The organism is Streptomyces sp., assembly GCF_035563135.1.
GTDB lineage: Bacteria > Actinomycetota > Actinomycetes > Streptomycetales > Streptomycetaceae > Streptomyces.
Genome location: NZ_DATMVN010000733.1, coordinates 1 through 24183, shown reverse-complemented (window position 1 = coordinate 24183; position 24183 = coordinate 1). Strand labels below are relative to the sequence as shown.

Genomic DNA, 24183 nt, shown 5'->3' with positions numbered 1-24183 from the left:
GCCCCGGTGACCGCCTCGCGCGCCGCGTTCAGGGCGGCCTCCGCCCCGGTGAGCTCCCGCTTCGCACCCTCGTGCTGTTCCGCCAGCTCCGCGTCATCCGCGTCCAGGCCTTCGACCTCGGCCTTGAGCTGCTCGTACTCCTCCTGGGCGGCGACGGCCCGCTCCTGCGCCTCGTCCCTCGACGCGGCCAGCCGGTCGATCTCGGCCTGTGCCGAACCCGCCCGGCTGCGGGCGGCGTTGACCTGCCCGGTGAGCCGGGCGAGTCCTTCGCGCCGGTCGGCGATGGCCCGGGCCGCGTCCCGGAGCCTGCGCTCCTCGGAGGCCAGCTCCCGCTCCAGTTCGCTCCGGTGTGCGGTGGTGTCCTCCAGGGCGTGCTCCGCCGCTTCGAGTGCCGCCTCCAGCTCCGCCTCCTGCTCGCGGATCCGTGCGGCCTCACGCTCCATGTCCTCCGGGTCGCGCCCGCGCCGCTCCTCCTCCGGCGCGGCCGCGGCGCTCTTCACCCGGGCCTCGGCGAGCGAGATCGTGCCCCGTACCCGTTCGGCCAGTTGCGAGAGTCCGTACCAGGTCTGCTGTGCCCGTTGCAGCCGCGGCGCCAGCCGGCGCACCTCGTCCTCCAGGTCCGCCTCACGGACGAGCGCCGCCTTGAGTTCGGCCTCCGCCGCTTCCCTGCGCTGTCTGAGGGCGGCCTCGTCCGCGATCTCGTCGCGCAGCGCTTCCCGCAGCCGCACCAGGTCGTCAGCGAGGAGCCGCAGCCGGGCGTCCCGCAGGTCGGCCTGGATGACGGCGGCCCGGCGGGCCACGGCTGCCTGCCGGCCCAGCGGTTTGAGCTGGCGCCGCAGTTCGTCGGTGAGGTCCTGGACGCGGGCGAGGTTGGCGCCCATCGCCTCCAGCTTCCGCAGCGCCTTCTCCTTACGCTTACGGTGCTTGAGCACACCGGCCGCCTCTTCGATGAAGGCGCGGCGCCCCGTCGGATCGGCGTGCAGGACCGAGTCCAGCCGGCCCTGGCCGACGATGACATGCATCTCGCGGCCGATACCGGAGTCCGAGAGGAGTTCCTGGATGTCGAGCAGCCGGCAGGTGCTGCCGTTGATCTGGTATTCACTGCCGCCGTTGCGGAACATGATCCGGGTGATCGTCACCTCGGCGTACTCGATGGGCAGCGCGCCATCGGAATTGTCGATCGTCAGCGACACTTCCGCACGGCCCAGAGGCGGTCTTCCCGTGGTGCCGGCGAAGATCACGTCTTCCATCTTCCCGCCGCGCAGGGATTTGGCCCCTTGCTCACCCATGACCCAGGAGAGCGCGTCCACCACATTGGATTTGCCCGATCCATTGGGACCGACGACGCAGGTGATCCCCGGCTCGAAGCGCAGGGTCGTGGCGGAGGCGAACGATTTGAAACCACGGAGGGTCAAGGCCTTGAGGTGCACGCCGCCGGACTCTACCTTTCACTCCCGGTTTCGCCGATGAAGGTGCAGGGCACATCAGACGGTAGGCGAAGAGCGGTAAGCCGGGGGCGGGGCGGAGGGCAAGAAAGAAGGGACGCCGAAGCGTCCCTTGTAAAACCTGCACGGTGCTGCTGTGCAGTCATCCGCGCACAGCCTTGCGTGACGGATCGCGGACGGACCGGATCCCCGGCAGTCCTCGGTGTTCCGGGACGACGATCCGTGACGAAGACTTCGATGGTTGATCCCGAGCGGCTGGCATACGGCCCGACCGGCCCCGGCAAGGCCTGGGGGTCAGGTCAGCGCGGGCTCCGCCTGGGGAACGTCGATGTCGATGCTGTCGAGCAGCGACTCCTGGTGCTGAGCGGCGGCGTTGAGCGCGTCGTTCTCGTCCTGGATCCGTACGAGCTCGGATTCCAGGTCCTGGACGCGCTTTTGAAGCCGTCGCATCTCGGCGAGGAGTCGCGGGTCGGAACCGCCGACGTAACCGAGAAGCGCCTTTGCCATGATGAAAGGTCCTCCACACTGTGTGACCGACCGATGCGGTGTGGGTCGTGAGGGAATCGCACCCGCGGTGCTCGACAGTGCTCTCTGTTCACTGCTGTTCTGCTGTCTCCAGCTCTGCCGAACAGCTAAGGTGCGCGGGGTTTTCAGCGTCTCACCAAAAAGTTTGACGGTCAACACGATCACACGCCACGGGGCCGGGTGTCCCGGGGGCGCGCGGCTCGACGATCATACGGCGCGGCTCTCCTGCGGGTCCCGGGGGGCGTGGAGATCTTCGTCAATTCCGCAGCCTGGCACGACGCCCGCTTCTTGGCAACCATGTCGGGCCGCCGGCTTCTTGCGCAGGTCATTTCGGGTGCGCGGCCCTCGTGGTCCTTCCCGGCCGCCGGACACCGCCCTTTGCGCACACAGCGGATGCGCCCCTCTTTCCCGTCGTGATCAACGGATCGCGAATCCCTCATAGCCGCCCCGAGGCGTGTCCCAGATCTCAGTGACACCGTCCACGCGGCCGGGCGTGTCGTCGGAACCGAGCCAGTCGAGCAGTCGGTGGCAATTCTCACGCGGCCCTTCCGCCACCACCTGCACCCGGCCGTCGTCGAGATTGAGCGCGAAGCCGGTGAGGCTTCCGATCTCCAAAGCATTTGCCCTGGTGAACCAGCGAAAACCTACTTGCTGTACTCGGCCGCGCACCCATACGACGAGTCGTGCGTCTTCGTTCATGCCCGAACGCTAACCGGCCGATCGCTCGGCGAGCTCGCCGCCCCCGATCCGCCATGGCGTAAGGTCCCCTCGCAATAGCCTCACCCGAACGGGTGAGTTTGATCTTGAATTCGGTGACGTCGGAACGACGCCCGGAGCACGAGGAAGGCACAGCGCATGGGACGGCATCGACGCGCAGGCGCGGCCCCCGCCGCTGAGCAGCACGCGGCGGCCACGGAGGACGGGCACCGGAGTGCACGCCCGAAGAAGCGAGCGGGCATACCCGTGCGAGCCGGACTTCTCGGCGTGTCCGCCGCCGTGGCCGTCGGAGCGGTCGCTGTCGCGTCCGGCTTGCTGCCCGGCGGCGACAGCTACAGCGTCAGCGGGAATACCGGGCAGGTGCACGCGGGTGGCGTTCCTGATCTGCTGACCCAGGGGAGGTCGTCCGCCGAGCCGACCGGTCGCGCCTCGGCGTCGGCCGAGGCGAGCAGGGGTGCCGGGCGCTCCGCCGCACCCTCGAAGTCCCCTTCCGCCACCCCGAGCGAGAAGCCGGACAAGAAGCCGTCCGCCACCACGTCGAAGCCGGTGACGAAGACGCCGGAGTCGGCAGCGAAGACGCCGGAGCGGACGAAGAAGCCGGCTGCGCAGCCGAAGAAGACCATGTCGTCCAGCCCCGCGACCAGGACGCCGGCCGCCCCGAAGCCCTCCCCGACCGCCCCGAAGCCCTCATCGGCCACCCCGAGCAGCGGGCCCGCCGCCCCGGCGAGCCCGTCCGCCGCCTCCGCTCAGGCCGCCGTCCTCTCCCTGGTCAACCAGGAACGCGCGGCGGTCGGCTGCAGCCCGGTCACCACCAGCGCCTCACTGACCGCGCTCGCCCAGGACTTCAGCGAGGACATGGCGGCCCGCGGTTTCTTCGGCCACACCGACCCCGACGGGGCGACCCCCTGGGACCGTGCCGCCGCAGCCGGCGTGCAGGGTCTGGGCGGCGAGAACATCGCCCGGGGCCAGGCCGACGCGCAGGCCGTGATGGACGCCTGGATGAACAGCGACGGCCACCGTGCGAACATTCTCAACTGCGATTACAAGACCCTCGGGGTGGGCGTGCACCTCGGCTCCGGCGGCCCCTGGTGGACGCAGGACTTCGGCTTCTGAGCGTTCCGCCGACCGCCCTGTCCCGTCCGTACGGCGACGCACTCGGCCGTGAGGCCGCGGAGCAGCTGATGAGCCTCGTGCGGCCCGTCGAGGTCCGGATGCCCGAAGCCGTCGCGGCCCCGAACCCGGCACGGCGCGGCACGCCAGGCCTGGGCCGGCACGCCAGGCCTGGACCGGAACGTCAGGCCTGGACCGGGACGTCAGGAGATCCGCGGCGGGCGCTGGCAGCGCGGGCAGAAGTAGCTGGAGCGGTTCATCCAGGGCCGCCGGCGCATCGGCGTCCCGCAGCGGTGGCAGGGTTCGCCCTCGCGCCCGTAGGCGTCCAGCGACCGGTCGAAGTATCCGGACTCCCCGTTCACATTGACGTACAGGCTGTCGAAGCTGGTGCCGCCCTGGTCGAGGGCTTCCCTCATCACGTCCCGGACATGGCCGAGCAGCTCCGCCGTCCTGGGACGGGTCAGGGTCGCGGTCGGCCGCTCGTAGTGGAGCCGGCTGCGCCAGAGCGCCTCATCGGCGTAGATGTTGCCCACGCCGCTGATCAGTGACTGATCGAGCAGGGCGCGCTTGACCGTCGTACGGCGCAGGCGCAGCGCCAGGTGGAAGGCGGTGTCGTCGAAGGCCGGGTCGAGGGGGTCGCGCGCGATGTGCGCGATGACGTCGGGCAGGCCGTCGGGGGTGTTCCCGTGCAGCGACAGCCCGCCGAAGGTGCGCTGGTCGACGAAGCGCAGCTCGGTTCCGAGTGTGTCGTCGAAGCGGATCCTGATGCGCAGGTGCTTCTCGTCGGCGGCCTCCTCGGGCTGTACGAGCAGCTGACCGCTCATGCCGAGATGGCCCAGGAGCGAGCACTCCGCCTCGTCGAGAGGGATCCAGAGGTACTTGCCGCGGCGCATCGCCGTGCCGAAGCGCAGGCCCCGGAGCCGGGCCGCGAAGTCGTCGCCTCCCGTGAGGTGCCGGCGGACCGCACGCGGGTGCAGGACCTCGACGTCCTTGACGGTGCGCCCGGCGGTCCAGCGCTCCAGACCCCTGCGCACGACTTCGACCTCGGGCAGTTCGGGCACGGCGGGTACTCCTTCGAGGAACGTGACGGGCGTGACAGCCGTGACGGGACAGCGAGAACCCCCCGGTGCGCGGACGCACCGAGGGGTTCTCGGATGATTCAGGCCGGAGCCGCGTCCGAGTGCGGCGACGGGACGGCAGGGATGTCGGCGACCCCTCCGTCGGCTGCGGCCTCGGCCGCAGTCTCCCGTGCTTCCGCGGCGGCGCTGATCTCGCGCCAGGCGGACTCCGCCGCCTGCTGCTCCGCTTCCTTCTTGCTACGGCCGGTGCCGGTGCCGTACGAGACACCACCGACGCGAGCAGCAGCAGTAAAGGTCTTCTCGTGATCCGGGCCGGTCTCCGTGACGAGGTACTCGGGGACTCCGAGGCTCTCGCTCGCGGTGAGCTCCTGGAGACTGGTCTTCCAGTCCAGGCCGGCTCCGAGGCTGGAGGACCTGTCGATCAGCGGGTCGAAGAGCCGGTGCACCAGCTCCGAGGCCGCGCTGAGGCCCTGGTCGAGATAGACGGCGCCGATCACCGCTTCAAGGGTGTCGGCGAGGATGGAAGCCTTGTCCCGGCCACCCGTGCCCTCTTCACCACGGCCGAGCCGGATGAAGGAGCCGAGTTCGAGGCCGCGGCCCACTTCCGCAAGTGCACGCGAGTTGACCACCGCGGCCCGCAACTTGGCCAGCTGGCCTTCGGGCAGGTCGGGGTGGGTGCGGTACAGCGTGTCCGTGACCACCAGACCGAGCACCGAATCCCCGAGGAATTCGAGCCGCTCGTTGGTGGGCAGACCGCCGTTCTCGTATGCGTACGAGCGGTGGGTCAGCGCACGCACCAGAAGGGCGGACTCGAGGTGATACCCGAGCCGCCCTTCCAGAAGCGTGTGGGACGAGGCTGTGTTGACGTTGTCTGCCTGCTTCTTGGCGCTGGACAACTCAGACATCGGGCCTCTCACCAGCCGCTCAGACCTCGAGGACCTGGCGCTTGTTGTAGGTGCCGCAGCTCGGGCACGCAATGTGCTGGAGCTTCGGCTCCTGGCAACGCTCGCACGAAACCAGGGTGGGGACCGCAGCCTTCCACTGCGACCGGCGGTGGCGCGTGTTGCTGCGCGACATCTTCCGCTTCGGAACAGCCACGGCTACTTCTCCTGCTTCTCGTCGACGCCCGGTTCGGCGCCGCCCATGTTGTCCTTCTCGCCGTCCTGAACGGTCTCGGCGAGTCCTTGCAGTGCCGCCCAACGGATGTCGACGGCATCGTGGTGGTGATCCGGATTCTCGTCCAGCCTGATTCCGCATTCGGAACACAGCCCGGCACAGGTCTCCTTGCACACCGGCTGCAGCGGCAGTGCGAGCACCACCGCGTCACGCAGCACAGGCTCGAGGTCGAACGAGTCGTCCTCGAGGAAGAACCTGTCCTCGTCGTCCTCGGCGTCGTCGACCGGGTCCGCGGTCCTGCTGCGGTTCCGGTCATCGGCGTCAGGGTACGAGAACATCTCCTGGAAGTCCGCTTCGACCTCAAGGGCCAGCGGCTCCAGACACCTTACGCACTCCCCCTCGGCCGTCGCACGGGCGGTGCCTGTGACAAGCACCCCTTCCATGACCGATTCGAGGCGGAGGTCCAGCGCCACCGGCGCGTTCTCCGGTACGCCGATGACCCCGTCGATACCGAGGACCGGCGAGCCGGGTGCTTCCACCGAGCGGGTCAGCCGCTTCATGGCACCGGGACGCCGGCCCAGCTCGCGCGTATCGAACACGAGAGGGTTTCGGTGGTCGAGGTGGCCGTTCAGGGCTTTTCCTGCTTTCGAAATCATGTGCGTGGTGCTGCTTCGGGAGGGCCGCCCCTGTCCGGAGGAAGAGGGCAGCCGGGATCGCGGACATACACGCGACCGAAGAGCCAGGATACTGGACGTACCGCCCAGCTCCCAATCCGGTACCGACCGCTCCGCTCAGCGGCCCTGTTCGTAGCGGCGCAGCTGTTCCAGGTCGATCATGCTGGTGTCGAAGAGGCTGGTCTCGTCGAGCGCGCTCTCGCCCTGCTGCGCGGGGGCGGCCTGGGCCTGCTGCGGCCAGCCGTACTCCTGCTGCTGGTCGGGGTCGTACGCCTGCTGCTGGTAGGCGGCGTAGGGGTCGGGCTGCTGCTGGTAGCCGTAGCCGTTCTGCGCCTGCTGCTGGTCCTGGTAGCCGTACGTCTGCGCGTACTGCGGCTCGTGCCCGCCCTGGGCCGGGAAGCCGGTCCGCGCGGGGTCCTGGTAGCCGGCGGCCGGCGCGTGGTCCGGCTCCGGGTAGGAGGGCCGGGGGCTCTGCTGCGGCTCGGGGGCGGCGAGGCCGGCCCAGTGGTCCTCGTCGCTGGTGTGCAGGTGACCGCCCGCGGCGTCCTGGGCGGCCATGTGCGCGCCGAGGTCGTCGGTGGCGACCCGGCCGTGCAGCTTCTGACGGCCCCGGCCGACGGCTTCCAGGGTCTTGGCGAGCACGGCCTCGAAGGCGCCGAGCTTGGTGTCCACGTAGTCGTCGGCGCGCCGGCGGAGCGTCTCGGGGTCGGCGCTGCGCTCCGGCGCCTCGGCGAAGTCGGGGTCTTCGTAACCCTGCTCGTCGACGCCTTCGCCGCGGCCCAGGAGCTTCTCGCGGCCGCGGTCGACGGAGCCGATGGTCTTGGTGAGGACGACCTCGAAGTTGGCGAGCTTGCTGTCGACGTACTCGTCGGCCTCGGCGCGGACCTCGTCGGCCTCCCTGCGGGCCTCGGACAGGATCCGGTCCGCCTCGGCCTGGGACCTCTGGGCGATCTCGGTGCCGGAGACCAGCGAGCCGCGCTCCGCGTGAGCGGCCTCGATGATCCGCTCGGCCTCCTGCCTGGCCTGCTCGACGAGCTGCTCACGGCCGCCGATGAGCTCTTCGGCATGCGCGAGCGAACCGGGAAGGGCCTCGCGCACCTCCTCCAGCATCGCGAGCAGTTCGGCCCGGTTGACCACGCAGGACGCCGACATGGGCATGGAGCGGGCGTTCCCGACCGTTTCGACGATCTCGTCGAGCTTCTTCTGCACGTCCACCGTGTGCTCGCCACTCTCTGCTGCTGTTGGAGACGGACGGGACGACTGTAAGGCCAGTCGCCTCCCGTCCGACACCGGGTGACGTGCGGTCAGCACCTCACTGCCGGCCGAGGCGCTCCACGAGGGCGTCGTGGACCGACGGCGGCAAGAGGTGCGCCACGTCGCCGCCCCAGGTGGCTACCTCCTTGACCAGGGAGGACGACAGGAAGCTGTAGGTCGGGTTCGTCGGTACGAAGAGTGTCTCGACCCCCGAGAGGCCGTTGTTCATCTGGGCCATCTGCAGCTCGTAGTCGAAGTCGCTGACGGCCCTCAGACCCTTCACGATCGCCGGGATGTCACGCTGTTTGCAGAAGTCGACCAGCAGTCCGTGGAAGGACTCGACCTCCACGTTGCCGAAATCCGCGGTGACCTCGCGGATCATCTCGATCCGCTCGTCGATGGTGAACAGGCCCTTCTTGGACTGGTTGATCATCACTGCGACGTGGACGACGTCGTACAGCTTCGAAGCTCGTCCGATGATGTCGAGATGCCCGTTGGTGATGGGGTCGAACGACCCCGGACAGACGGCGCGGCGCACTGTGATTCCCTCGCTCTCCGGTGCGGTCATCGTGCGTCTTCGCACGTAGAGGCGGCGCGACCGTACCAAAACGTGGCCTCGCCGTAGCGGCGGGACCGTTGCGGCCCGAATCCGTCGGGCCAGTTGAATTCCCCGCCTCTGGTGCTCCGTTCCACCGTGACGAGAGCATCGCCCGTGAGCCACCCCTGAGCACGGAGTGTGAGCAGGATCTCCCGAAGATCGTCGTCGGTGACGGCGTACGGCGGATCGAGGAAAACCACGTCGTACGGCTCGGAGGGTGCCGGTCCGGTCACGATCTGCTCGGCTTTGCCCGCACGGAATTCGGCACCGGGCAGACCGAGGGTGCGGATGTTGTCGCGCACGGTGCGCGCGGCCCTGGCGTCGGCCTCCACGAGCAGCGCGTGGGCCGCTCCGCGCGAGAGTGCCTCCAGACCCACCGCGCCGGAACCCGCGTACAGGTCGGCGACGCGGATGCCGTCGAGCGTGCCCAGGAGCGCTTCCCAGGTGGAGAACATGCCCTCGCGCGCACGGTCGGAGGTGGGGCGGGTACCGGTGCCGGGCGGGACGGCCAGGCGGCGTCCGCCGGCCGAGCCGGCGATCACGCGGGTCATGGGTCTGTTCCTCGGGTCGCGGGCGGCGCACAGGACGGAACGTGCGCCGTGCTCCCCACGATATGGCGTCGCCGGGGATCCGCCCGGTCACCCCTTGTCGAGGTACTCCTCCCGGTCCTTGTCGAGCAGCGCGTCCAGGGCGGTGCGCAGCTCCGGCAGCCGCTCCAGTCCGGGATCGTCCGCGACGACACGGACGGCCTCCTCGCGGGCCGCCGCGATGACCTCCTCGTCGTCGATGACGCTGAGCACCCTCAGGGAGGAGCGGACCCCGGACTGCGCCTGGCCCAGGACATCACCCTCACGCCGCTGTTCGAGGTCGATGCGGGAGAGCTCGAAGCCGTCGAGGGTGGCGGCGACCGCGGAGAGCCTGGCCCGCGCGGTACTGGCCTCGTGGGCCTCGCTGACCAGCAGGCAGAGGCCGGGGGCGCTGCCACGTCCCACGCGGCCGCGCAGCTGGTGCAGCTGGGAGACACCGAAGCGGTCCGCGTCCATGATCACCATCGCGGTGGCGTTGGGGACGTTCACCCCGACCTCGATGACGGTGGTGGCGACCAGGACGTCGGCCTGGCCGGCGGCGAACCGGCGCATGATGTCGTCCTTGTCGTCGGGCGGCATCCTGCCGTGGAGGACCTCGACGCGCAGCCCGGCGAGCGGGCCCTCGGCGAGCTGCTCGGCGATGTCCAGCACGGCGAGCGGCGGCCGCTTCCCCTCCTCCTCGGGGGCCGCTGGCTTCTTCCCCGCTTTCCCCTTCTTCTGCGCTGCCTCGTCGGCGTCGTCACCGATGCGGGGGCAGACGACGTAGGCCTGGTGGCCGTTCTCCACCTCCTCACGGACGCGTTCCCAGGCGCGGCTGAGGAAGTGGGGTTTGTCCTTGGCGGGGACGACATGGCTGGCGATCGGGGAGCGGCCGGCGGGGAGCTGGTCGAGCACGGAGGTCTCCAGGTCCCCGAAGACGGTCATGGCGACCGTACGGGGAATGGGTGTGGCCGTCATGACCAGCAGGTGGGGCGGCTGCTTCCCCTTGGAGCGCAGCGCGTCGCGCTGTTCCACGCCGAAGCGGTGCTGTTCGTCGACGACGACGAGACCGAGGTCGTGGAAACGGACCTTGTCCTCGATCAGCGCATGGGTGCCGATGACGATCCCGGCCTCGCCCGTGACCAGGTCGAGCAGTGCCTGCCTGCGGGCCGCCGCGCCCATGGAGCCGGTGAGCAGGACGACCTTCGTGCCCAGGGCGGAGCCGCCGAGCATGCCGCCTTCGGCGAGGCCGCCCATCATCTCGGTGACCGACCGGTGGTGCTGCTGGGCCAGCACCTCGGTGGGCGCGAGCATCGCCGCCTGGCCGCCCGCGTCGACGACCCGGAGCATGGCCCGCAGGGCGACCAGTGTCTTGCCGGACCCGACCTCCCCCTGGAGCAGCCGGTGCATGGGGTGTTCCGTCGCCAGGGCGTCGAAGATCTCCCCGGTGACCTTCTGCTGGCCCTCGGTGAGGGTGAAGGGGAGGGTGGCGTCGAAGGCGTCGAGCAGTCCACCGGGGACGGGTCTGCGTGCCACTGCCGGGAGTTGGGTGTCGGCGTAGCGCCGGCGGGCGAGCGCGACCTGGAGGACGAAGGCCTCGTCCCAGCGCAGCCGGTCCCGCGCGGCCGCGACGTCCGCCTTGGTGTGCGGGCGGTGGATCCTGAGCAGCGCCTCGGGGAGGGGGATGAATCCACGCCCCTCGCGCAGCGCCGGGGGGAGCGGGTCCACCGCCTCCTGCGCGCTGGGCAGGACCGTGTCGACGGCCTTGGCGATCCGCCAGGAGTCGAGCTGCTTGCAGGCCGGATAGATCGGCAGCAGCTGCCCCGCGAAGGCGTCGACGGCCTCGGTCACGTCAGCCGGCTCGTCCATGTCCTTCGCGTCGAGGAGCTGGTACGTGGGGTGCGCCAGCTGCATCTTCCTGTTGAAGACCGAGACCTTGCCCGCGAACATCGCCCGCCGGCCGGGGAGGAGCTCCTTGTGGGGCTTGTGGACGCCGTGTCCGAAGAAGACCAGCTGGAGTCTGCCGCTCCCGTCGGTGAGGGTGACCTCCAGCCGCTTGCCGCGGCCGTTGTTGAACATCATGATCCGTGCGTCGGCGACCTGTGCGACCACCGTCACGTGCTCGTCCAGCGGCAGCTCGGTGAGCGCGGTGAGCCGGCCCCGCTCCTCGTAGCGCCGCGGGTAGTGGTGCAGCAGGTCCCCGACCGTGTGCAGGTCGAGGTGTTCGGCCATCACCTTCGCGGTGGCTCCGCCGAGCAGCTTCTTGAGGGGTTCGTCGAAAGCGGACACGCGGTCCATTGCACACCACGCCACTGACAGATGTCTTCGCGCGCCGCCCCGCGCGACGCGTCACTCGACGCCGATCAGCAGGGGGGCCGCCTGGTGGCCGCCCCGGTAGACGACCGTGTCGACGGCGAGGTAGCCCTCGCGGATGTGTTCGCCCAGTTCGTCGGCCAGGGCGTCGGGCACGTCCTGGCCCAGGACGAGGGTGACGAGTTCTCCGCCTGCCGACAGCATCCGGTCCAGGACCGTGCGGGCCGTGCCGGGGACGTCCTCCCCGATGACGGCCACGTCCCCGTCGATCATGCCGAGGATGTCGCCGGTCTGGCAGATGCCCGCCATCGTCCAGGACTGCCGTTCGGCGACGGCCAGTTCGGCGTACCGGGTCGCGCCGGCCGCCGACGTCATCGCGACGACGTCCTCGTCGAAGCTGCGGCCCGGTTCGTGGACGGCGAGCGCGGCGAGGCCTACCCGACGGCCGTCTCCCTCGCGCTCTTCCCGGCGTACGCGGCCGGTATCGCCGAGCCCGAGGCCGTCGTCGTCGCGGCGTCCGGCACCTCCGGGGCGGGCAAGGCGGTCAAGCCGCACCTGCTCGGCTCCGAGGTGATGGGCAACATGTCGCCCTACGGCGTCGGAGGGTCCCATCGGCACACCCCCGAGATGATGCAGAACCTCGGCGCCGCGGCCGGTGAACCCGTCTCCGTGTCCTTCACACCGACCCTGGCGCCCATGCCCCGCGGGATCCTCGCCACGTGCAGCGCGAAGGCGAAGCCGGGAGTGAACGCCGGCTCGCTCCGCGCGGTGTACGAGAAGGCCTTCGCCGACGAGCCGTTCGTCGACCTGCTGCCCGAGGGGCAGTGGCCCGCCACCGCGGCCGTGTACGGGTCCAACGCCGTGCAGATCCAGGTCGCCCACGATGAGGCGGCCGGCCGGATCATCGTGATCAGCGCCATCGACAACCTCGCCAAGGGCACCGCCGGGGGCGCCCTGCAGAGCATGAACATCGCCCTCGGGCTGCCCGAGGACACAGGTCTTTCCACGGTCGGAGTCGCACCGTGAGCGACGCACACGCAGCCCCCGGGCTGCGGGGGACGACGAAAGCCGCGCCACTGCGCTGCGTGGGCGGAGAAGCGAACGAGGAGATGCAGTGAGTGTCACGGCAGCCAAGGGGTTCACGGCGGCGGGCATCGCCGCCGGGATCAAGGAGAGCGGCAACCCGGATCTGGCCGTCGTGGTCAACCAGGGACCGCGATGCGCCGCCGCGGGCGTCTTCACCTCCAACCGCGTCAAGGCCGCACCCGTCCTCTGGTCGGAACAGGTCCTCAAGGGTGGCGAGGTGACCGCCGTCGTCCTCAACTCCGGGGGTGCCAACGCCTGTACGGGCCCCCAGGGCTTCCAGGACACCCACGCCACCGCCGAGAGGGCCGCCGCCTCCCTGAACAGCGCCGGGTACGACGGGACGGGCGGGCACGGTGCCGGGACGGTCGCCGTCGCTTCCACCGGACTGATCGGCCTGCTGCTGCCCATGGACAAGCTCCTCCCGGGCATCGACAAGGCGGTCGCCCAACTGACCCCGCACGGCGGCGAGAAGGCCGCCATCGCGATCAAGACCACGGACACGGTCCACAAGACCGCCGTCGCGGACGGCGAGGGCTGGACCGTCGGCGGCATGGCCAAGGGCGCGGGCATGCTCGCCCCCGGTCTCGCCACCATGCTGGTCGTCCTCACCACCGACGCCGACGTGGAGGCGCCCGCACTCGACGCCGCGCTGCGCGCGGCCACCCGCACCACCTTCGACCGGGTCGACTCCGACGGCTGCATGTCGACCAACGACACCGTGCTGCTGCTCGCCTCCGGGGCGAGCGGGATCACCCCCGCGCAGGCCGAGTTCGACCAGGCCGTGCAGAGCGTCTGCGCCGACCTCGCCCGGCAGCTGATCGGGGACGCCGAGGGCGCCTCCAAGGACATCCGCATCGAGGTGATCAACGCGGCGACCGAGGACGACGCCGTCGAGGTCGGCCGGAGCATCGCCCGCAACAACCTCCTCAAGTGCGCCATCCACGGCGAGGACCCCAACTGGGGCCGGGTCCTCTCCGCGATCGGCACCACGAGGGCCGTCTTCGAACCCGACCGGCTGAACGTCGCCATCAACGACGTCCAGGTGTGCAGGAACGGCAGCGTGGGCGAGGACCGCGACCTGGTCGACATGCGCTACCGGGAGGTCAGGATCACCGCGGACCTCGCGGCGGGACACGAGTCCGCCGTCATCTGGGCCAACGACCTGACCGCCGAGTACGTCCACGAGAACAGCGCGTACAGCTCATGAGCGCCGCGAGGAAGCACACCGCGCTGCCCAAGGCGCAGATCCTCATCGAGGCGCTGCCCTGGCTCACCCGGCACCACGGCAGGACCGTCGTCATCAAGTTCGGCGGCAACGCCATGATCGACGAGGAGCTGAAGGCCGCCTTCGCCCAGGACGTCGTCTTCCTGCGGCACGCCGGCCTCAAGCCCGTCGTCGTGCACGGCGGGGGCCCGCAGATCAGCGCCCAGCTCGACAAGCAGGGCCTGGTCAGCGAATTCAAGGCCGGGCTGCGCGTCACCACGCCCGAGGCCATGGACGTCGTACGCATGGTGCTGGCAGGGCAGGTGCAGCGGGAACTCGTCGGGCTGCTCAACCAGCACGGCCCGCTGGCCGTCGGCATGACCGGTGAGGACGCCCACACGATCACCGCCACCCAGCACCGTCCCGTGATCGACGGCGAAGCCGTCGACATCGGCCGGGTCGGCGAGATCACCGCCATCGACACCGGAGCGATCCAGGCGCTGCTGGACGACGGCCGGATCCCGGTCATCTCCTCCATCGCGCGGTCCGCCGAGGACAACCACGTCTACAACGTCAACGCCGACACCGCGGCCGCCGCACTCGCCGCCGCGCTGGACGCCGAGACCCTGATGGTCCTCACCGACGTCGAGGGCCTCTACGAGGACTGGCCGAACAGCGACGACGTCATCAGCCGCCTCACCGCCACCGAGCTGGAGAAGCTGCTGCCCTCCCTCTCCAGCGGCATGGTGCCCAAGATGCAGGGCTGCCTCCACGCCGTGCGCAACGGTGTCGAGACGGCCCGTGTCATCGACGGCCGGGTCCAGCACTCGATCCTGCTGGAGATCTTCACCGACGAGGGAGTCGGCACGATGGTCGTGCCGGACAGGGCTGCCGTCGCGCAGACCGCAACAGAGGGGGAGTCATGAGCAACGCGGAGTTCGCGCAGCGCTGGAAGGGCGCGCTGATGGACAACTACGGCACCCCGCAGCTGCCCCTGGTGCGCGGCGCGGGTGCCCGTGTGTGGGACGCGGACGGGAGCGAGTACCTCGACTTCGTCGGCGGCATCGCGGTCAACGCGCTCGGCCACGCCCACCCCGCGGTGGTCCGGGCCGTCTCCACGCAGATCGCCTCCCTCGGCCATGTCTCCAACCTCTACACCGCCGAGCCGCCCGTCGCGCTCGCCGAACGGCTCCTGACGCTCTTCGGCCGCACGGGCAGGGTCTTCTTCTGCAACTCGGGCGCCGAGGCGAACGAGGCGGTCTTCAAGATCGGCCGGCTGACCGGGCGGACGCACATGGTCGCCACCGACGGAGGCTTCCACGGCCGGACCATGGGCAGCCTCGCGCTGACCGGCCAGCCCGGCAAGCGCGGTCCGTTCCTCCCGCTGCCCGGCGACGTCACGCACGTCCCGTACGGCGACGCCGAGGCGCTCCGCGCCGCGGTGACGACCGGCACGGCTCTGCTGATCATCGAGCCGATCCAGGGTGAGAACGGCGTCGTCGTGCCGCCCAGGGGCTATCTGGAGGCGGCCAGGGAGATCACCCGGGCCACCGGCACGCTGCTCGTCCTGGACGAGGTGCAGACCGGGATCGGCCGTTGCGGCCACTGGTTCGAACACCAGGCCCACCAGGGCGTCGAGCCCGACGTGGTCACCCTGGCCAAGGGGCTCGGCGGCGGACTGCCCATCGGTGCCACCGTCGCCTTCGGCGCCGCTGCCGACCTGCTGAAGCCCGGACAGCACGGTACGACGTTCGGCGGCAACCCCGTCGCCTGCGCGGCCGGACTCGCCGTGCTGGACACCCTGGCGGCCGACGGCGCCCTGGACGAGGTGAAGCGGCTCGGCGAGAAGATCAGGGACGGTGTCGAGGGCCTCGGGCACCCGTTGGTCTCCCACGTCCGCGGCTCGGGGCTGCTGCTGGGTATCGTGCTCACCGGGCCCCTCGCACCGAAGGTGCAGCAGGCGGCCCAGGGAGCCGGACTCCTGGTGAACGCGCCCGCCCCCGACGTCGTACGGCTCATGCCGCCGCTGATCATCGGTGACGCCGAGGTGGACGCGTTCCTGCGGATTCTGCCGGGAGCTCTCGACACGGCTTACGGGGACGGACGATCCGGGGAGTGACGATCCGGAGAATGAGGCGACGACGATGACCGAGGCGCAGGAAACCGACCACGGCGGGCCGTCGGTGCCACAGACCCGCACGGCACGCCACCGCAGGATCGTGGACATCCTGAACCGCAGGCCGGTGCGCTCGCAGAGCCAGCTGGCCAGGCTCCTGTCCGACGACGGGCTGAGCGTCACCCAGGCGACGCTCTCCCGTGACCTGGACGAGCTCGGCGCGGTGAAGATCCGCAACACCGGTGGCGAGCTGATCTACGCGGTGCCGAGCGAGGGCGGTTTCCGTACCCCGCAGGCCCCGCTCGGGGGATCGGCCAAGGAGGAGCGGATGCGCCGGCTCTCGGCCGAACTGCTCATCTCCGCCGAGGCCTCGGCCAACCTCGTGGTGCTGCGTACGCCGCCGGGGGCCGCGCAGTTCCTCGCCTCGGCCATCGACCAGGCCGAGCTCCGGGCGGTCCTCGGCACGATCGCGGGGGACGACACGCTGATGCTGATCAGCCGTGACCCGAACGGCGGCCAGGCACTGGCCGATCACCTGCTGCGGCTGGCACAGAACGACCGTGAGCCTCAGTAGCGGGTGATCGCGGTCGGACCGGACGCCGTTCCGACCGCGATGTGCGGCCGGCGGGCCGGATCGGCCCAGGACAGGATCCGGGTCATGGCGGGTGCGGGCACGGACACACAGCCGGCGGTCGCGCCCTTCCCGTCGACGTGGAGGAAGATCCCGGCGCCCCTGCCCCGTACCGGCCGGTGGTAGTTGAAGCCGATGACGAGTGCACGGGCGTACTGGGTGGTGTAGGTGACGAGGTGTTCGGCCTCGGCCGCGCGGCAGTCGGCGGGGCGCGGTTCCACCCAGCGGTTGTAGGCACGGGACGCGTTGTCCTGGCACCACCACGCGTTGTCGCCGACCCGGCGGTAGGGATAGCGGGTCCCGGGCGGGGCGGCCTCGATCCCGAAGGCGTACGGCAGGCCGTACAGCCCGGTGGGTGTGGTGTCCGTGCCCTGGGTGCGGGTGGCGCCCTCGGCCAGCCCGTTCGCCCCGAAGCGGGCAGGCGCCGACCCCGCGGCCACCCAGCCGCCCCCGCGCCGGTCCCACCAGGTGACCGTGCCCGTCGTGGAGTCTGCGGCGGGGGCCTCGGCGGTGATCAGCTGCGTACCGCCGCCCGTGTCGGCCAGCCGTTCCGGAAGGGGCGGCGGCCCGGCGGGCCGCGCCGCGAGCGAACCGGTCAGTGCCAGCAGGACCGACGCGGTCACCAGGAATCTGCGCATGCTCCGGACCGTACGGGGCGCGGCGGCCCGCCCCCACCGCGCCTGCTCCGTACGGCCCAGAGCCTCACCCCTCGGCCGCCGCGGGCATCGCGGGCAGCGGCAGGGGGAGGCCCGGCAGGCCGTCGATGCTGGTGGCGATGTCGGGCTTCTTCTCGAAGTACCTGCTGAGGCTCTCGTCGTCCTCACGCCGGAAGCGGTCGGCGTGCAGGGAGCGGTCCTCGTCGTACGACATGAACGGCACCGCGTAACCGCAGCTGTCCCGGATCAGCTCGGCCGTCACCACGATGACGGCGCGCAGCCCGTGGGGGGACGGGTCGACGCCGGGGAAATGGGCGAGCAGCCCGGTGAAGCGCGGATCGTCACGGAAGACCGGCTCCCCGCGGCCGTGCACACGGACGATGTTCGGCGGGCCCTGGAAGGCGCACCACATCAGCGTGATGCGCCCGTTCTCGCGGAGATGGGCGACGGTCTCCGCGGTGCTGCCGGCGAAGTCGAGGTAGGCCACGGTCCGTTCGTCGATGACGGCGAAGGACCCGCTCACGCCCTTGGGGGACAGGTTGACGGTGCCGTCGCCGTCCAGGGGCGCGGTCGCGGTGAAGAAGAGGTGCTGCTCCTCGATGAACGTCCGGAGCCGGCCTTCGATGCGTTCGTATGTTTTTCCCATGTACGTGATTGTTGCCCGAACGGCTGTACGGGGCTGAATGTTTTCCGGTCCGGCCGCTCCTCGCGTGAGGAGTGGCCCTCGCTCCCTCTGGTCCGGCCGGCAGCTTTGACAATGCATACGATGGGACGCATAGTTATGCTATTCGTGGTCGCGCCGTGAGGCGGACGCAGACCCCTTGCACTCCCGAGGAGCACCGCAGTGAGCAACGGCACCGGTAACAGCGACGTACGCCTGTGGGGCGGCCGTTTCGCCGACGGCCCGGCCGAGGCGCTGGCCAAGCTGTCCGCCTCCGTCCACTTCGACTGGCGGCTCGCGCCGTACGACATCGCGGGCTCCCGGGCCCACGCGCGCGTGCTCAACAAGGCGGGACTGCTCACCGACGACGAGCTGTCCCGCATGATCGAGGGCCTGGACTCGCTCGAAGCCGCCGTCGCGGACGGGTCGTTCACCGGAACCATCGCCGACGAGGACGTCCACACCGCCCTCGAACGCGGACTCCTGGAGCGCCTCGGTCCGGACCTCGGCGGGAAGCTGCGGGCCGGCCGGTCCCGCAACGACCAGGTCGCCACGCTCTTCCGCATGTATCTGCGTGACCACGCCCGGATCATCGGCGGACTGGTCGCCGGCCTCCAGGACGCGCTGGTGGGCCTGGCCGAGGCGCACCCGGGCGTGGCGATGCCCGGCCGCACGCACCTCCAGCACGCCCAGCCGGTCCTCTTCGCCCACCACGTCCTGGCGCACGTGCAGTCCCTGTCCCGGGACGCCGAGCGGCTGCGGCAGTGGGACGAGCGGACCGCGGTCTCCCCCTACGGCTCCGGGGCGCTGGCCGGATCGTCCCTCGGGCTCGACCCGGAGGCCGTCGCCGCGGACCTCGGCTTCGAGCGCGGCTCCGCCGCCAACTCCATCGACGGCACCGCGTCCCGTGACTTCGTCGCCGAATTCGCCTTCATCACCGCGATGATCGGCGTCAACCTCTCCCGCATCGCCGAGGAGATCATCATCTGGAACACGAAGGAGTTCTCCTTCGTCACCCTCCATGACGCCTTCTCCACCGGTTCCTCGATCATGCCGCAGAAGAAGAACCCGGACATCGCCGAGCTGGCCCGCGGCAAGTCCGGCCGCCTCATCGGCAACCTGACCGGACTGATGGCGACGCTGAAGGCCCTCCCGCTCGCCTACAACCGCGACCTCCAGGAGGACAAGGAGCCGGTCTTCGACTCCTGCGACCAGCTGGAGGTCCTGCTCCCCGCCTTCACCGGCATGATGGCCACGCTCACCGTCAACCGGGAGCGCATGGAGGAGCTGGCCCCGGCCGGCTTCTCGCTCGCCACGGACATCGCCGAGTGGCTGGTCAAGCAGGGCGTCCCCTTCCGGGTGGCGCACGAGGTCGCGGGTGAGTGCGTGAAGGTGTGCGAACAGCAGGGCATCGAGCTCGACGAGCTGACGGACGAGCAGTTCGCGAAGATCTCCGAGCACCTCACCCCGGAGGTGCGCACCGTCCTGAACGTGCCCGGCGCGCTGGCCTCCCGCAGCGGGCGCGGCGGGACGGCTCCCTCGGCCGTCGCCGTCCAGCTGGCCGAGGTGAAGGCCGACCTGGTGACGCAGCACGCCTGGGCGGCCGCACGCGGCTGATCCGCAGGCATCGCGGGCTACGTTGACGGGAAGGCGTTCGGAACCGACCCAGAGGAGCCCGCGATGCCCTTCGCCCGCCTGAACCGAGCTACCACCCCGACCCACCGCATCGGGCTCGGTCTGGCCGCCGTCGGCAGGCCCGGCTACCTCACTCCGCACCGCGACCGCGATCTGCCCGGCGACCGCGGGGTGGACGCGCTGCGCGCCCGTGCCCACGAACTCCTGGACGCGGCCTACGCCCAGGGCGTGCGCTATTTCGACGCCGCACGCTCCTACGGCCGCGCCGAGGAGTTCCTCGCCGAGTGGCTGACCGCCCGGCCCGATGTGACGGACGTGGTCATCGGCAGCAAGTGGGGCTACACCTACACCGCCGACTGGCGGGCCGACGCCGAGGTGCACGAGGTGAAGGACCACGGACTCGCCACCTTCGAGCGCCAGCACGCCGAGACGGCCGGGCTGCTCGGCGAGCGGCTCGACCTGTACCAGATCCACTCGGTGACCGCCGACAGTCCGGCGCTGAGCGACAAGGGCCTGCACGCGCGGCTCGCCGAGCTGTCCGCCGGGGGTACCACGGTCGGCTTCTCCGCGAGCGGTCCCGGTCAGGCCGACGCCATCCGGGCGGCCCTCACCGTGACCGTGGACGGCGAACCCCTCTTCCGTACCGTCCAGGCCACCTACAACGCCTTGGAGACCTCCGCCGGAGCGGCACTCGCCGAGGCCCACGACGCGGGACTCACCGTGATCGTCAAGGAGGCCATGGCCAACGGCCGGCTCGCCGGCACGGAGGCGCCCGCCGTCCTCCGGGAGACCGGTGCGGAAGCCGGGCTGGACGCGGATGCCGTCGCCCTGGCGTTCGTGCTCCGTCAGCCGTGGGCCGGAGTCGTCCTCTCCGGCGCGGTCACCGTCACCCAGCTGGCGGCCAATCTGCACGCGCCCCTGCTCGACCTGGACCCGGACCGGCTGGACCGGCTGGCGGCCCTGGTGGAGGAGCCGGAGGCGTACTGGCGTCACCGGGCCTCACTGCCCTGGAGCTGAGCGGACCGGGGCGGCGGGCCCGGGCGCCGGGCCCGCACCGGGCGGAGACCCGTGGCTCACGCCCAGTCGGCGAGCGCGTCGAAGTCCTCCCGCACCAGCCCGACCCAGGGATCGATCCTCCGCAGCAGGGCCCGCCCCGGGTGGTGCGCGGCGACCCAGGCGGTGTCGGATCCGGAGATCTCGTCGTCGACCCAGGCGAACGGCCTTCCGTCCGCGTAGTCGACGACATGACGCGTCTTCCAGTACGTGCCGCCGGCCGTGACGGCGTGCATGGCGGGCCAGTCGATGTACGGCAGCGGGGGCAGCCCGAGACGCGGGCCGATCCACTCGTTGGCCTCGTCCTTCCAGGTGGTCGCCCAGACGAGTTCGTACCGGGCGGCGAGAGCCAGCAGCTCCTCGCCGTGCCGGGGAGCGAGCAGCACCGGCAGCGGCGTTCCCGTCCTCCACCCCGTCGGCCGCATCCGGTGGACCTGATACCCCTCCGGAGGGGTGCGGCGGGACAGCGCCGCGTACGGATTGAGCGGCCCGTCGATGTCGATCAACAGCAGCGGCTTCATGCCGCCATGGTGCCCTCTGGACCGTCCGGCCTCCACGGGGTGCCCCGGGGTCCCGCGCGGCGGCCTGCCGGCAGGGAACAGGGCGCCCCGGGCGACGGGCGGGCCGCGGCTGTGGCAGGCACCGGAGCGGAGTGGGACGTCGGTGTCTCATTTGATCTATTGTTGTCTCATGACTCTCGATCGTGAGCAGGTGCTGCGCAGCGCCGCCGCACTGCTGACCCGGAAATCCACCGCGACCATGGACGAGGTCGCCCGGGCCGCGGGGATCGGCCGCGCCACCCTGCACCGGCACTTCGCCGGGCGGGACGCCCTGGTGGGAGCGCTGGAAGACCTCGGTATCCAGGAGTTCGAAGCCGCGCTGGACGCGGCAGGACTCGACGAGGGCAGCGCCGAGGACGGGCTTCGGCGGCTGATCACGGCCCTCCAGCCCAGCGCGGGACTGCTGTCCTTCCTCGTCACCGAGAACCAGCTCTTCGAGGGCGACGACGTCAACGAGGGCTGGAACCGCCTCGACGCCCGGGTCTCGGCCTTCTTCCGCCGCGGCCAGGAGCGCGGTGAGTTCCGCATCGACCTCACCCCGGCCTGGCTGACCGAGGCCCTGTACGGCCTGATCGGGAGCTGCGCGTGGTCGGTGCAGGCCGGCCGGGTCGCCGCGCAGGACTTCCCCTACATGATCGTCGAGTTGCTCCTGGGCGGAGCACGCCGGAGCGTGGAGAAATGAGCAGCACCTCTTCGAAGGCCGGCGTCACCGGTGATCCGCACCACCCGGGCCGGTGGATCGCCCTCACCGTCCTGGTCCTGGCCGTGCTGCTGGTCGCCGTCGACGCCACCGTCCTCGGCCTGGCCACCCCGTTCCTCAGCGAGGACCTCGAACCGACCGGTACCCAGTTGCTGTGGATCGGCGACGTCTACTCCTTCGTGATCGCCGGGCTCCTGGTCTCCATGGGCAGCCTCGGCGACCGCATCGGCCGGAAGAAGCTGCTGCTGACCGGCGCCACGGCCTTCGGCGCGGTCTCCGTGCTCAACGCCTACGCGTCGAGCCCCGAGATGATGATCCTGGCCAGGGCGCTGCTCGGTGTCGCGGGCGCCACTCTGATGCCGTCCACGCTCGCCCTGATCCGCAATCTCTTCCACGACCCGCGCGAACGCAGCCTCGCCGTCGGTATCTGGGGCGCCATGGCAGCGGCGGGTGCCGCCGTCGGACCGGTCGTGGGCGGGCTCCTGCTGGAGCACTTCTGGTGGGGGTCGGTCTTCCTGATCAACCTGCCCGTGATGGCCGTCCTCGTCGCCGTGGGCATCAGGATGATCCCCGAATCCAGGAATCCGGCGCCGGGCCCCTGGGACCTGCTCAGTGTGGGGCTCTCCCTGGTCGGCATGATCGGCATCGTGTTCGCCGTCAAGGAACTCGCCGCGCACGGCCTGAGCTGGGGGATCGCCCTGGTGGCCGCAGGCGGCGTACTGGCACTCGCCTGGTTCGTGCGCCGTCAGCTCAAGCTCCCGGCCCCGCTGCTGGACATGCGCCTCTTCCACCACCGGGGGTTCTCCGGGGCGGTCCTGGCGGACCTGCTGACCATCCTCGGCCTCTCCGGGATCGTCTTCTTCCTCTCCCAGTTCCTGCAACTGGTCCAGGGGCGCGGGCCGCTCGAGGCCGGGCTCGCCGAACTGCCCGCCGCGGTCGGCGCGGTGACCGCAGGGCTGCTGGCGGGGAGAGTCGCACGGCGTTACTCCGTGCGCTCGGTGGTCGCCGGAGGGCTCGGCGCCATCGGCGTGTCGCTCGCCTTGGTCACGGTGATCCACAAGGAGACCGGCTACCCCCTGATCGGCGTCCTGCTCCTGGTGGTGGGCGTCGGAGCGGGATTCGCGTTCACCGTCACGTCCGACGTGATCCTCTCCAGCGTCCCCAAGGAACAGGCCGGCTCCGCGTCCGCGGTGTCCGAGACGGCGTACGAGCTGGGCGCCGCCCTCGGTATCGCGCTGCTCGGGTCCATCGTCACGGGTGTCTACCAGGGCTTCGGGACTCCCCGGGGCATCCCGGCCGCCGACGCGTCAGCCGCCCACGAGTCGCTCGGCGGAGCCGTGGAGACGGCGGAGCACCTCCCGGCGCACCAGGGGAGCGAACTCGTCGCCGCAGCCCAGGAGGCCTTCGTCAACGGGCTGCGGGTGTCGGCGGCGGTGGGCGCCGTGGTCCTGCTCGCGACGGCCACCGCCGCGTGGTTCCTGCTGCGGGGCCAGAAGCTGGAGGACGGCATCATCCCGGACGAGTGAGCGCCCGGACGCCCGGCGGGCGGACGGCCCGGCAGCCGCGCCGGGTACCGGATGCCACCCGTCCGGCTCAGGCGGCCTTGGCCTTCGTGGCGTACATGTCGACGTACTCCTGGCCGGACAGCCGCATCACCTCGGCCATCACGGAGTCGGTCACCGCCCGCAGGACGTAGCGGTCGCGGTCCATGCCCTCGTAGCGCGAGAACTCCATCGGCTCACCGAAGCGGACCGTGACCTTGCCCGGCCGGGGCAGACCCGCGCCGCCGGGCTGCAGCTTGTCCGTGCCGATCATCGCGAACGGCACGACCGGCGCACCGGTCATCAGGGTCAGCCGCGCGATGCCGGTGCGGCCCCGGTAGAGCCGGCCGTCGGGGGAGCGGGTGCCCTCGGGGTAGATGGCGAAGGCATTGCCCTCCTCCAGCACCCGGCGGCCCGTCATCAGCGCCGCGACACCGCCGCGGCCGCCGTCCCGGTCGACCGGGATCATCCCGCAGCCCGTGAAGAACCAGGCCATCAGCCGGCCCTTGAAGCCCTTGCCGGTGACGTACTCGTCCTTGCCGATGTAGAACACCGGCCGGTCGCAGCAGATCGGCATGATCATCGAGTCGATGAACGTCAGATGGTTGCCCGCCAGGATCACCGGGCCGTCGCCCGGGATGTTCTCGACACCCTCCACCTGCGGCCGGAAGAGCAGGCGCAGGATCGGTCCGAGCACTGCCTTGATGACCGTGAGTCGGGACAACGCTTCCTCCGGTGTCGTGGCCGGGGCGGCCGGGGCGGGCATTCGCGAGGGTATATGCAGGTGAGGACGATACTCGCGGGTACTGCCTCCGCGCACATCGGGTTCACCCCGCGGATACGCAGTGTTGATGTGTGTTTCCGCCATGTTCGTCCACGGGCCGCCCCACCGATGGCGTAGCTGCCTACGATCAAGCCTGCCCCGAAGGTGCCGGACATCACA

At 70.7% G+C, this 24183-nt stretch carries 24 protein-coding genes and 2 pseudogenes; 10 read left to right on the top strand and 16 right to left on the bottom strand.

Annotated elements, in window-relative coordinates; translation table 11 throughout:
• The 3 genes from VN520_RS32530 to VN520_RS32520 all read right to left on the bottom strand — a co-directional run.
• On the bottom strand, positions 1–1430 hold a 1430-nt coding region (locus tag VN520_RS32530; RefSeq protein ID WP_325750527.1), incomplete at its 3' end, for a chromosome segregation SMC family protein.
• 309 nt (positions 1431–1739) lie between these two features.
• On the bottom strand, positions 1740–1952 hold the full coding sequence (locus tag VN520_RS32525) for a hypothetical protein (RefSeq protein WP_033304037.1): 213 nt from the start codon (positions 1950–1952) through the stop codon (positions 1740–1742).
• A gap of 435 nt (positions 1953–2387) precedes the next feature.
• Positions 2388–2669 (bottom strand): acylphosphatase, encoded by a 282-nt coding sequence (locus VN520_RS32520; protein ID WP_325750526.1) that lies wholly within the window; start codon positions 2667–2669, stop codon positions 2388–2390.
• A gap of 156 nt (positions 2670–2825) precedes the next feature.
• On the opposite strand from VN520_RS32520, the gene VN520_RS32515 reads away from it, so the two are divergent.
• Positions 2826–3800 (top strand): CAP domain-containing protein, encoded by a 975-nt coding sequence (locus tag VN520_RS32515; RefSeq protein ID WP_325750525.1) that lies wholly within the window; start codon positions 2826–2828, stop codon positions 3798–3800.
• 200 nt (positions 3801–4000) lie between these two features.
• Here the strand turns inward: VN520_RS32515 and mutM are convergent, their stop codons facing one another.
• The 9 genes and pseudogenes from mutM to VN520_RS32470 form a co-directional block, all read right to left on the bottom strand.
• Positions 4001–4858 carry a bifunctional DNA-formamidopyrimidine glycosylase/DNA-(apurinic or apyrimidinic site) lyase gene (gene mutM, locus VN520_RS32510; RefSeq protein ID WP_325750524.1) on the bottom strand — a complete coding sequence of 286 codons (858 nt, stop codon included), beginning with the start codon at positions 4856–4858 and terminating at the stop codon, positions 4001–4003.
• Between the two features lie 98 nt (positions 4859–4956).
• Positions 4957–5781 carry a ribonuclease III gene (rnc, locus tag VN520_RS32505; protein WP_325750523.1) on the bottom strand — a complete coding sequence of 275 codons (825 nt, stop codon included), beginning with the start codon at positions 5779–5781 and terminating at the stop codon, positions 4957–4959.
• 19 nt (positions 5782–5800) lie between these two features.
• The gene (gene rpmF / locus VN520_RS32500) at positions 5801–5974 is read right to left on the bottom strand and encodes a 50S ribosomal protein L32 (RefSeq protein ID WP_003965982.1); all 174 of its coding nucleotides are present in this window, start codon (positions 5972–5974) and stop codon (positions 5801–5803) included.
• A gap of 2 nt (positions 5975–5976) precedes the next feature.
• Positions 5977–6648: a DUF177 domain-containing protein gene (locus VN520_RS32495; RefSeq protein ID WP_325750522.1), complete on the bottom strand. Its 672-nt coding sequence runs from the start codon at positions 6646–6648 to the stop codon at positions 5977–5979.
• 135 nt (positions 6649–6783) lie between these two features.
• On the bottom strand, positions 6784–7881 hold the full coding sequence (locus VN520_RS32490; protein WP_325750521.1) for a cell division initiation protein: 1098 nt from the start codon (positions 7879–7881) through the stop codon (positions 6784–6786).
• Between the two features lie 97 nt (positions 7882–7978).
• Complete coding sequence (coaD, locus tag VN520_RS32485) at positions 7979–8458, bottom strand: pantetheine-phosphate adenylyltransferase (protein ID WP_325750528.1); 480 nt, start codon at positions 8456–8458, stop codon at positions 7979–7981.
• Positions 8459–8484: 26 nt separating this feature from the next.
• Positions 8485–9069 carry a 16S rRNA (guanine(966)-N(2))-methyltransferase RsmD gene (rsmD, locus tag VN520_RS32480; protein ID WP_325750520.1) on the bottom strand — a complete coding sequence of 195 codons (585 nt, stop codon included), beginning with the start codon at positions 9067–9069 and terminating at the stop codon, positions 8485–8487.
• Between the two features lie 87 nt (positions 9070–9156).
• The gene (recG, locus tag VN520_RS32475) at positions 9157–11382 is read right to left on the bottom strand and encodes an ATP-dependent DNA helicase RecG (RefSeq protein WP_325750519.1); all 2226 of its coding nucleotides are present in this window, start codon (positions 11380–11382) and stop codon (positions 9157–9159) included.
• A 51-nt stretch (positions 11383–11433) separates the two neighbouring features.
• Positions 11434–11832 (bottom strand): annotated as a pseudogene (locus VN520_RS32470) (dihydroxyacetone kinase); the annotation flags it as partial.
• Here VN520_RS32470 and VN520_RS32465 point away from each other — a divergent pair.
• The 5 genes and pseudogenes from VN520_RS32465 to VN520_RS32445 all read left to right on the top strand — a co-directional run.
• Positions 11833–12423, top strand: a pseudogene (locus tag VN520_RS32465) (Asd/ArgC dimerization domain-containing protein); the annotation flags it as partial.
• A gap of 88 nt (positions 12424–12511) precedes the next feature.
• Positions 12512–13690: a bifunctional glutamate N-acetyltransferase/amino-acid acetyltransferase ArgJ gene (argJ, locus tag VN520_RS32460; RefSeq protein WP_325750518.1), complete on the top strand. Its 1179-nt coding sequence runs from the start codon at positions 12512–12514 to the stop codon at positions 13688–13690.
• On the top strand, positions 13687–14613 hold the full coding sequence (argB, locus tag VN520_RS32455) for an acetylglutamate kinase (RefSeq protein ID WP_325750517.1): 927 nt from the start codon (positions 13687–13689) through the stop codon (positions 14611–14613). Before argJ ends, argB begins: the two co-directional genes overlap by 4 nt.
• Positions 14610–15806 carry an acetylornithine transaminase gene (locus tag VN520_RS32450; protein ID WP_325750516.1) on the top strand — a complete coding sequence of 399 codons (1197 nt, stop codon included), beginning with the start codon at positions 14610–14612 and terminating at the stop codon, positions 15804–15806. The genes argB and VN520_RS32450 overlap by 4 nt, the downstream gene beginning before the upstream one ends.
• 25 nt (positions 15807–15831) lie before the next feature.
• Positions 15832–16377, top strand: a complete 546-nt coding sequence (locus tag VN520_RS32445) for an arginine repressor (RefSeq protein WP_325750515.1) — start codon at positions 15832–15834, stop codon at positions 16375–16377.
• Here the strand turns inward: VN520_RS32445 and VN520_RS32440 are convergent.
• Together VN520_RS32440 and VN520_RS32435 are read right to left on the bottom strand one after the other, a co-directional pair.
• Positions 16371–17072: a L,D-transpeptidase family protein gene (locus VN520_RS32440; protein ID WP_325750514.1), complete on the bottom strand. Its 702-nt coding sequence runs from the start codon at positions 17070–17072 to the stop codon at positions 16371–16373. The genes VN520_RS32445 and VN520_RS32440 overlap by 7 nt on opposite strands.
• 64 nt (positions 17073–17136) lie before the next feature.
• Positions 17137–17736, bottom strand: coding sequence for a pyridoxamine 5'-phosphate oxidase family protein (locus VN520_RS32435; protein ID WP_325750513.1), 600 nt, complete (start codon positions 17734–17736; stop codon positions 17137–17139).
• A 198-nt stretch (positions 17737–17934) separates the two neighbouring features.
• Here VN520_RS32435 and argH point away from each other — a divergent pair, with 198 nt between their 5' ends.
• Positions 17935–19368 carry an argininosuccinate lyase gene (gene argH, locus VN520_RS32430; RefSeq protein ID WP_325750512.1) on the top strand — a complete coding sequence of 478 codons (1434 nt, stop codon included), beginning with the start codon at positions 17935–17937 and terminating at the stop codon, positions 19366–19368.
• A gap of 63 nt (positions 19369–19431) precedes the next feature.
• Entirely contained in the window at positions 19432–20403 is a 972-nt protein-coding gene (locus VN520_RS32425) for an aldo/keto reductase (RefSeq protein WP_325750511.1), read from the top strand.
• 56 nt (positions 20404–20459) lie between these two features.
• Here VN520_RS32425 and VN520_RS32420 read toward each other — a convergent pair whose 3' ends face one another.
• Positions 20460–20960, bottom strand: coding sequence for a hypothetical protein (locus VN520_RS32420; protein WP_325750510.1), 501 nt, complete (start codon positions 20958–20960; stop codon positions 20460–20462).
• Positions 20961–21129: 169 nt separating this feature from the next.
• Between VN520_RS32420 and VN520_RS32415 the strand changes: the two genes are divergently transcribed.
• Entirely contained in the window at positions 21130–21681 is a 552-nt protein-coding gene (locus VN520_RS32415) for a TetR/AcrR family transcriptional regulator (protein WP_325750509.1), read from the top strand.
• Positions 21678–23225, top strand: coding sequence for an MFS transporter (locus tag VN520_RS32410; protein ID WP_325750508.1), 1548 nt, complete (start codon positions 21678–21680; stop codon positions 23223–23225). The genes VN520_RS32415 and VN520_RS32410 overlap by 4 nt, the downstream gene beginning before the upstream one ends.
• 67 nt (positions 23226–23292) lie before the next feature.
• Here VN520_RS32410 and VN520_RS32405 read toward each other — a convergent pair whose 3' ends face one another.
• A complete protein-coding gene (locus VN520_RS32405) occupies positions 23293–23964 on the bottom strand; it encodes a lysophospholipid acyltransferase family protein (protein WP_325750507.1) in 672 nt (223 codons plus the stop codon).
• Positions 23965–24183: the final 219 nt, after the last annotated feature.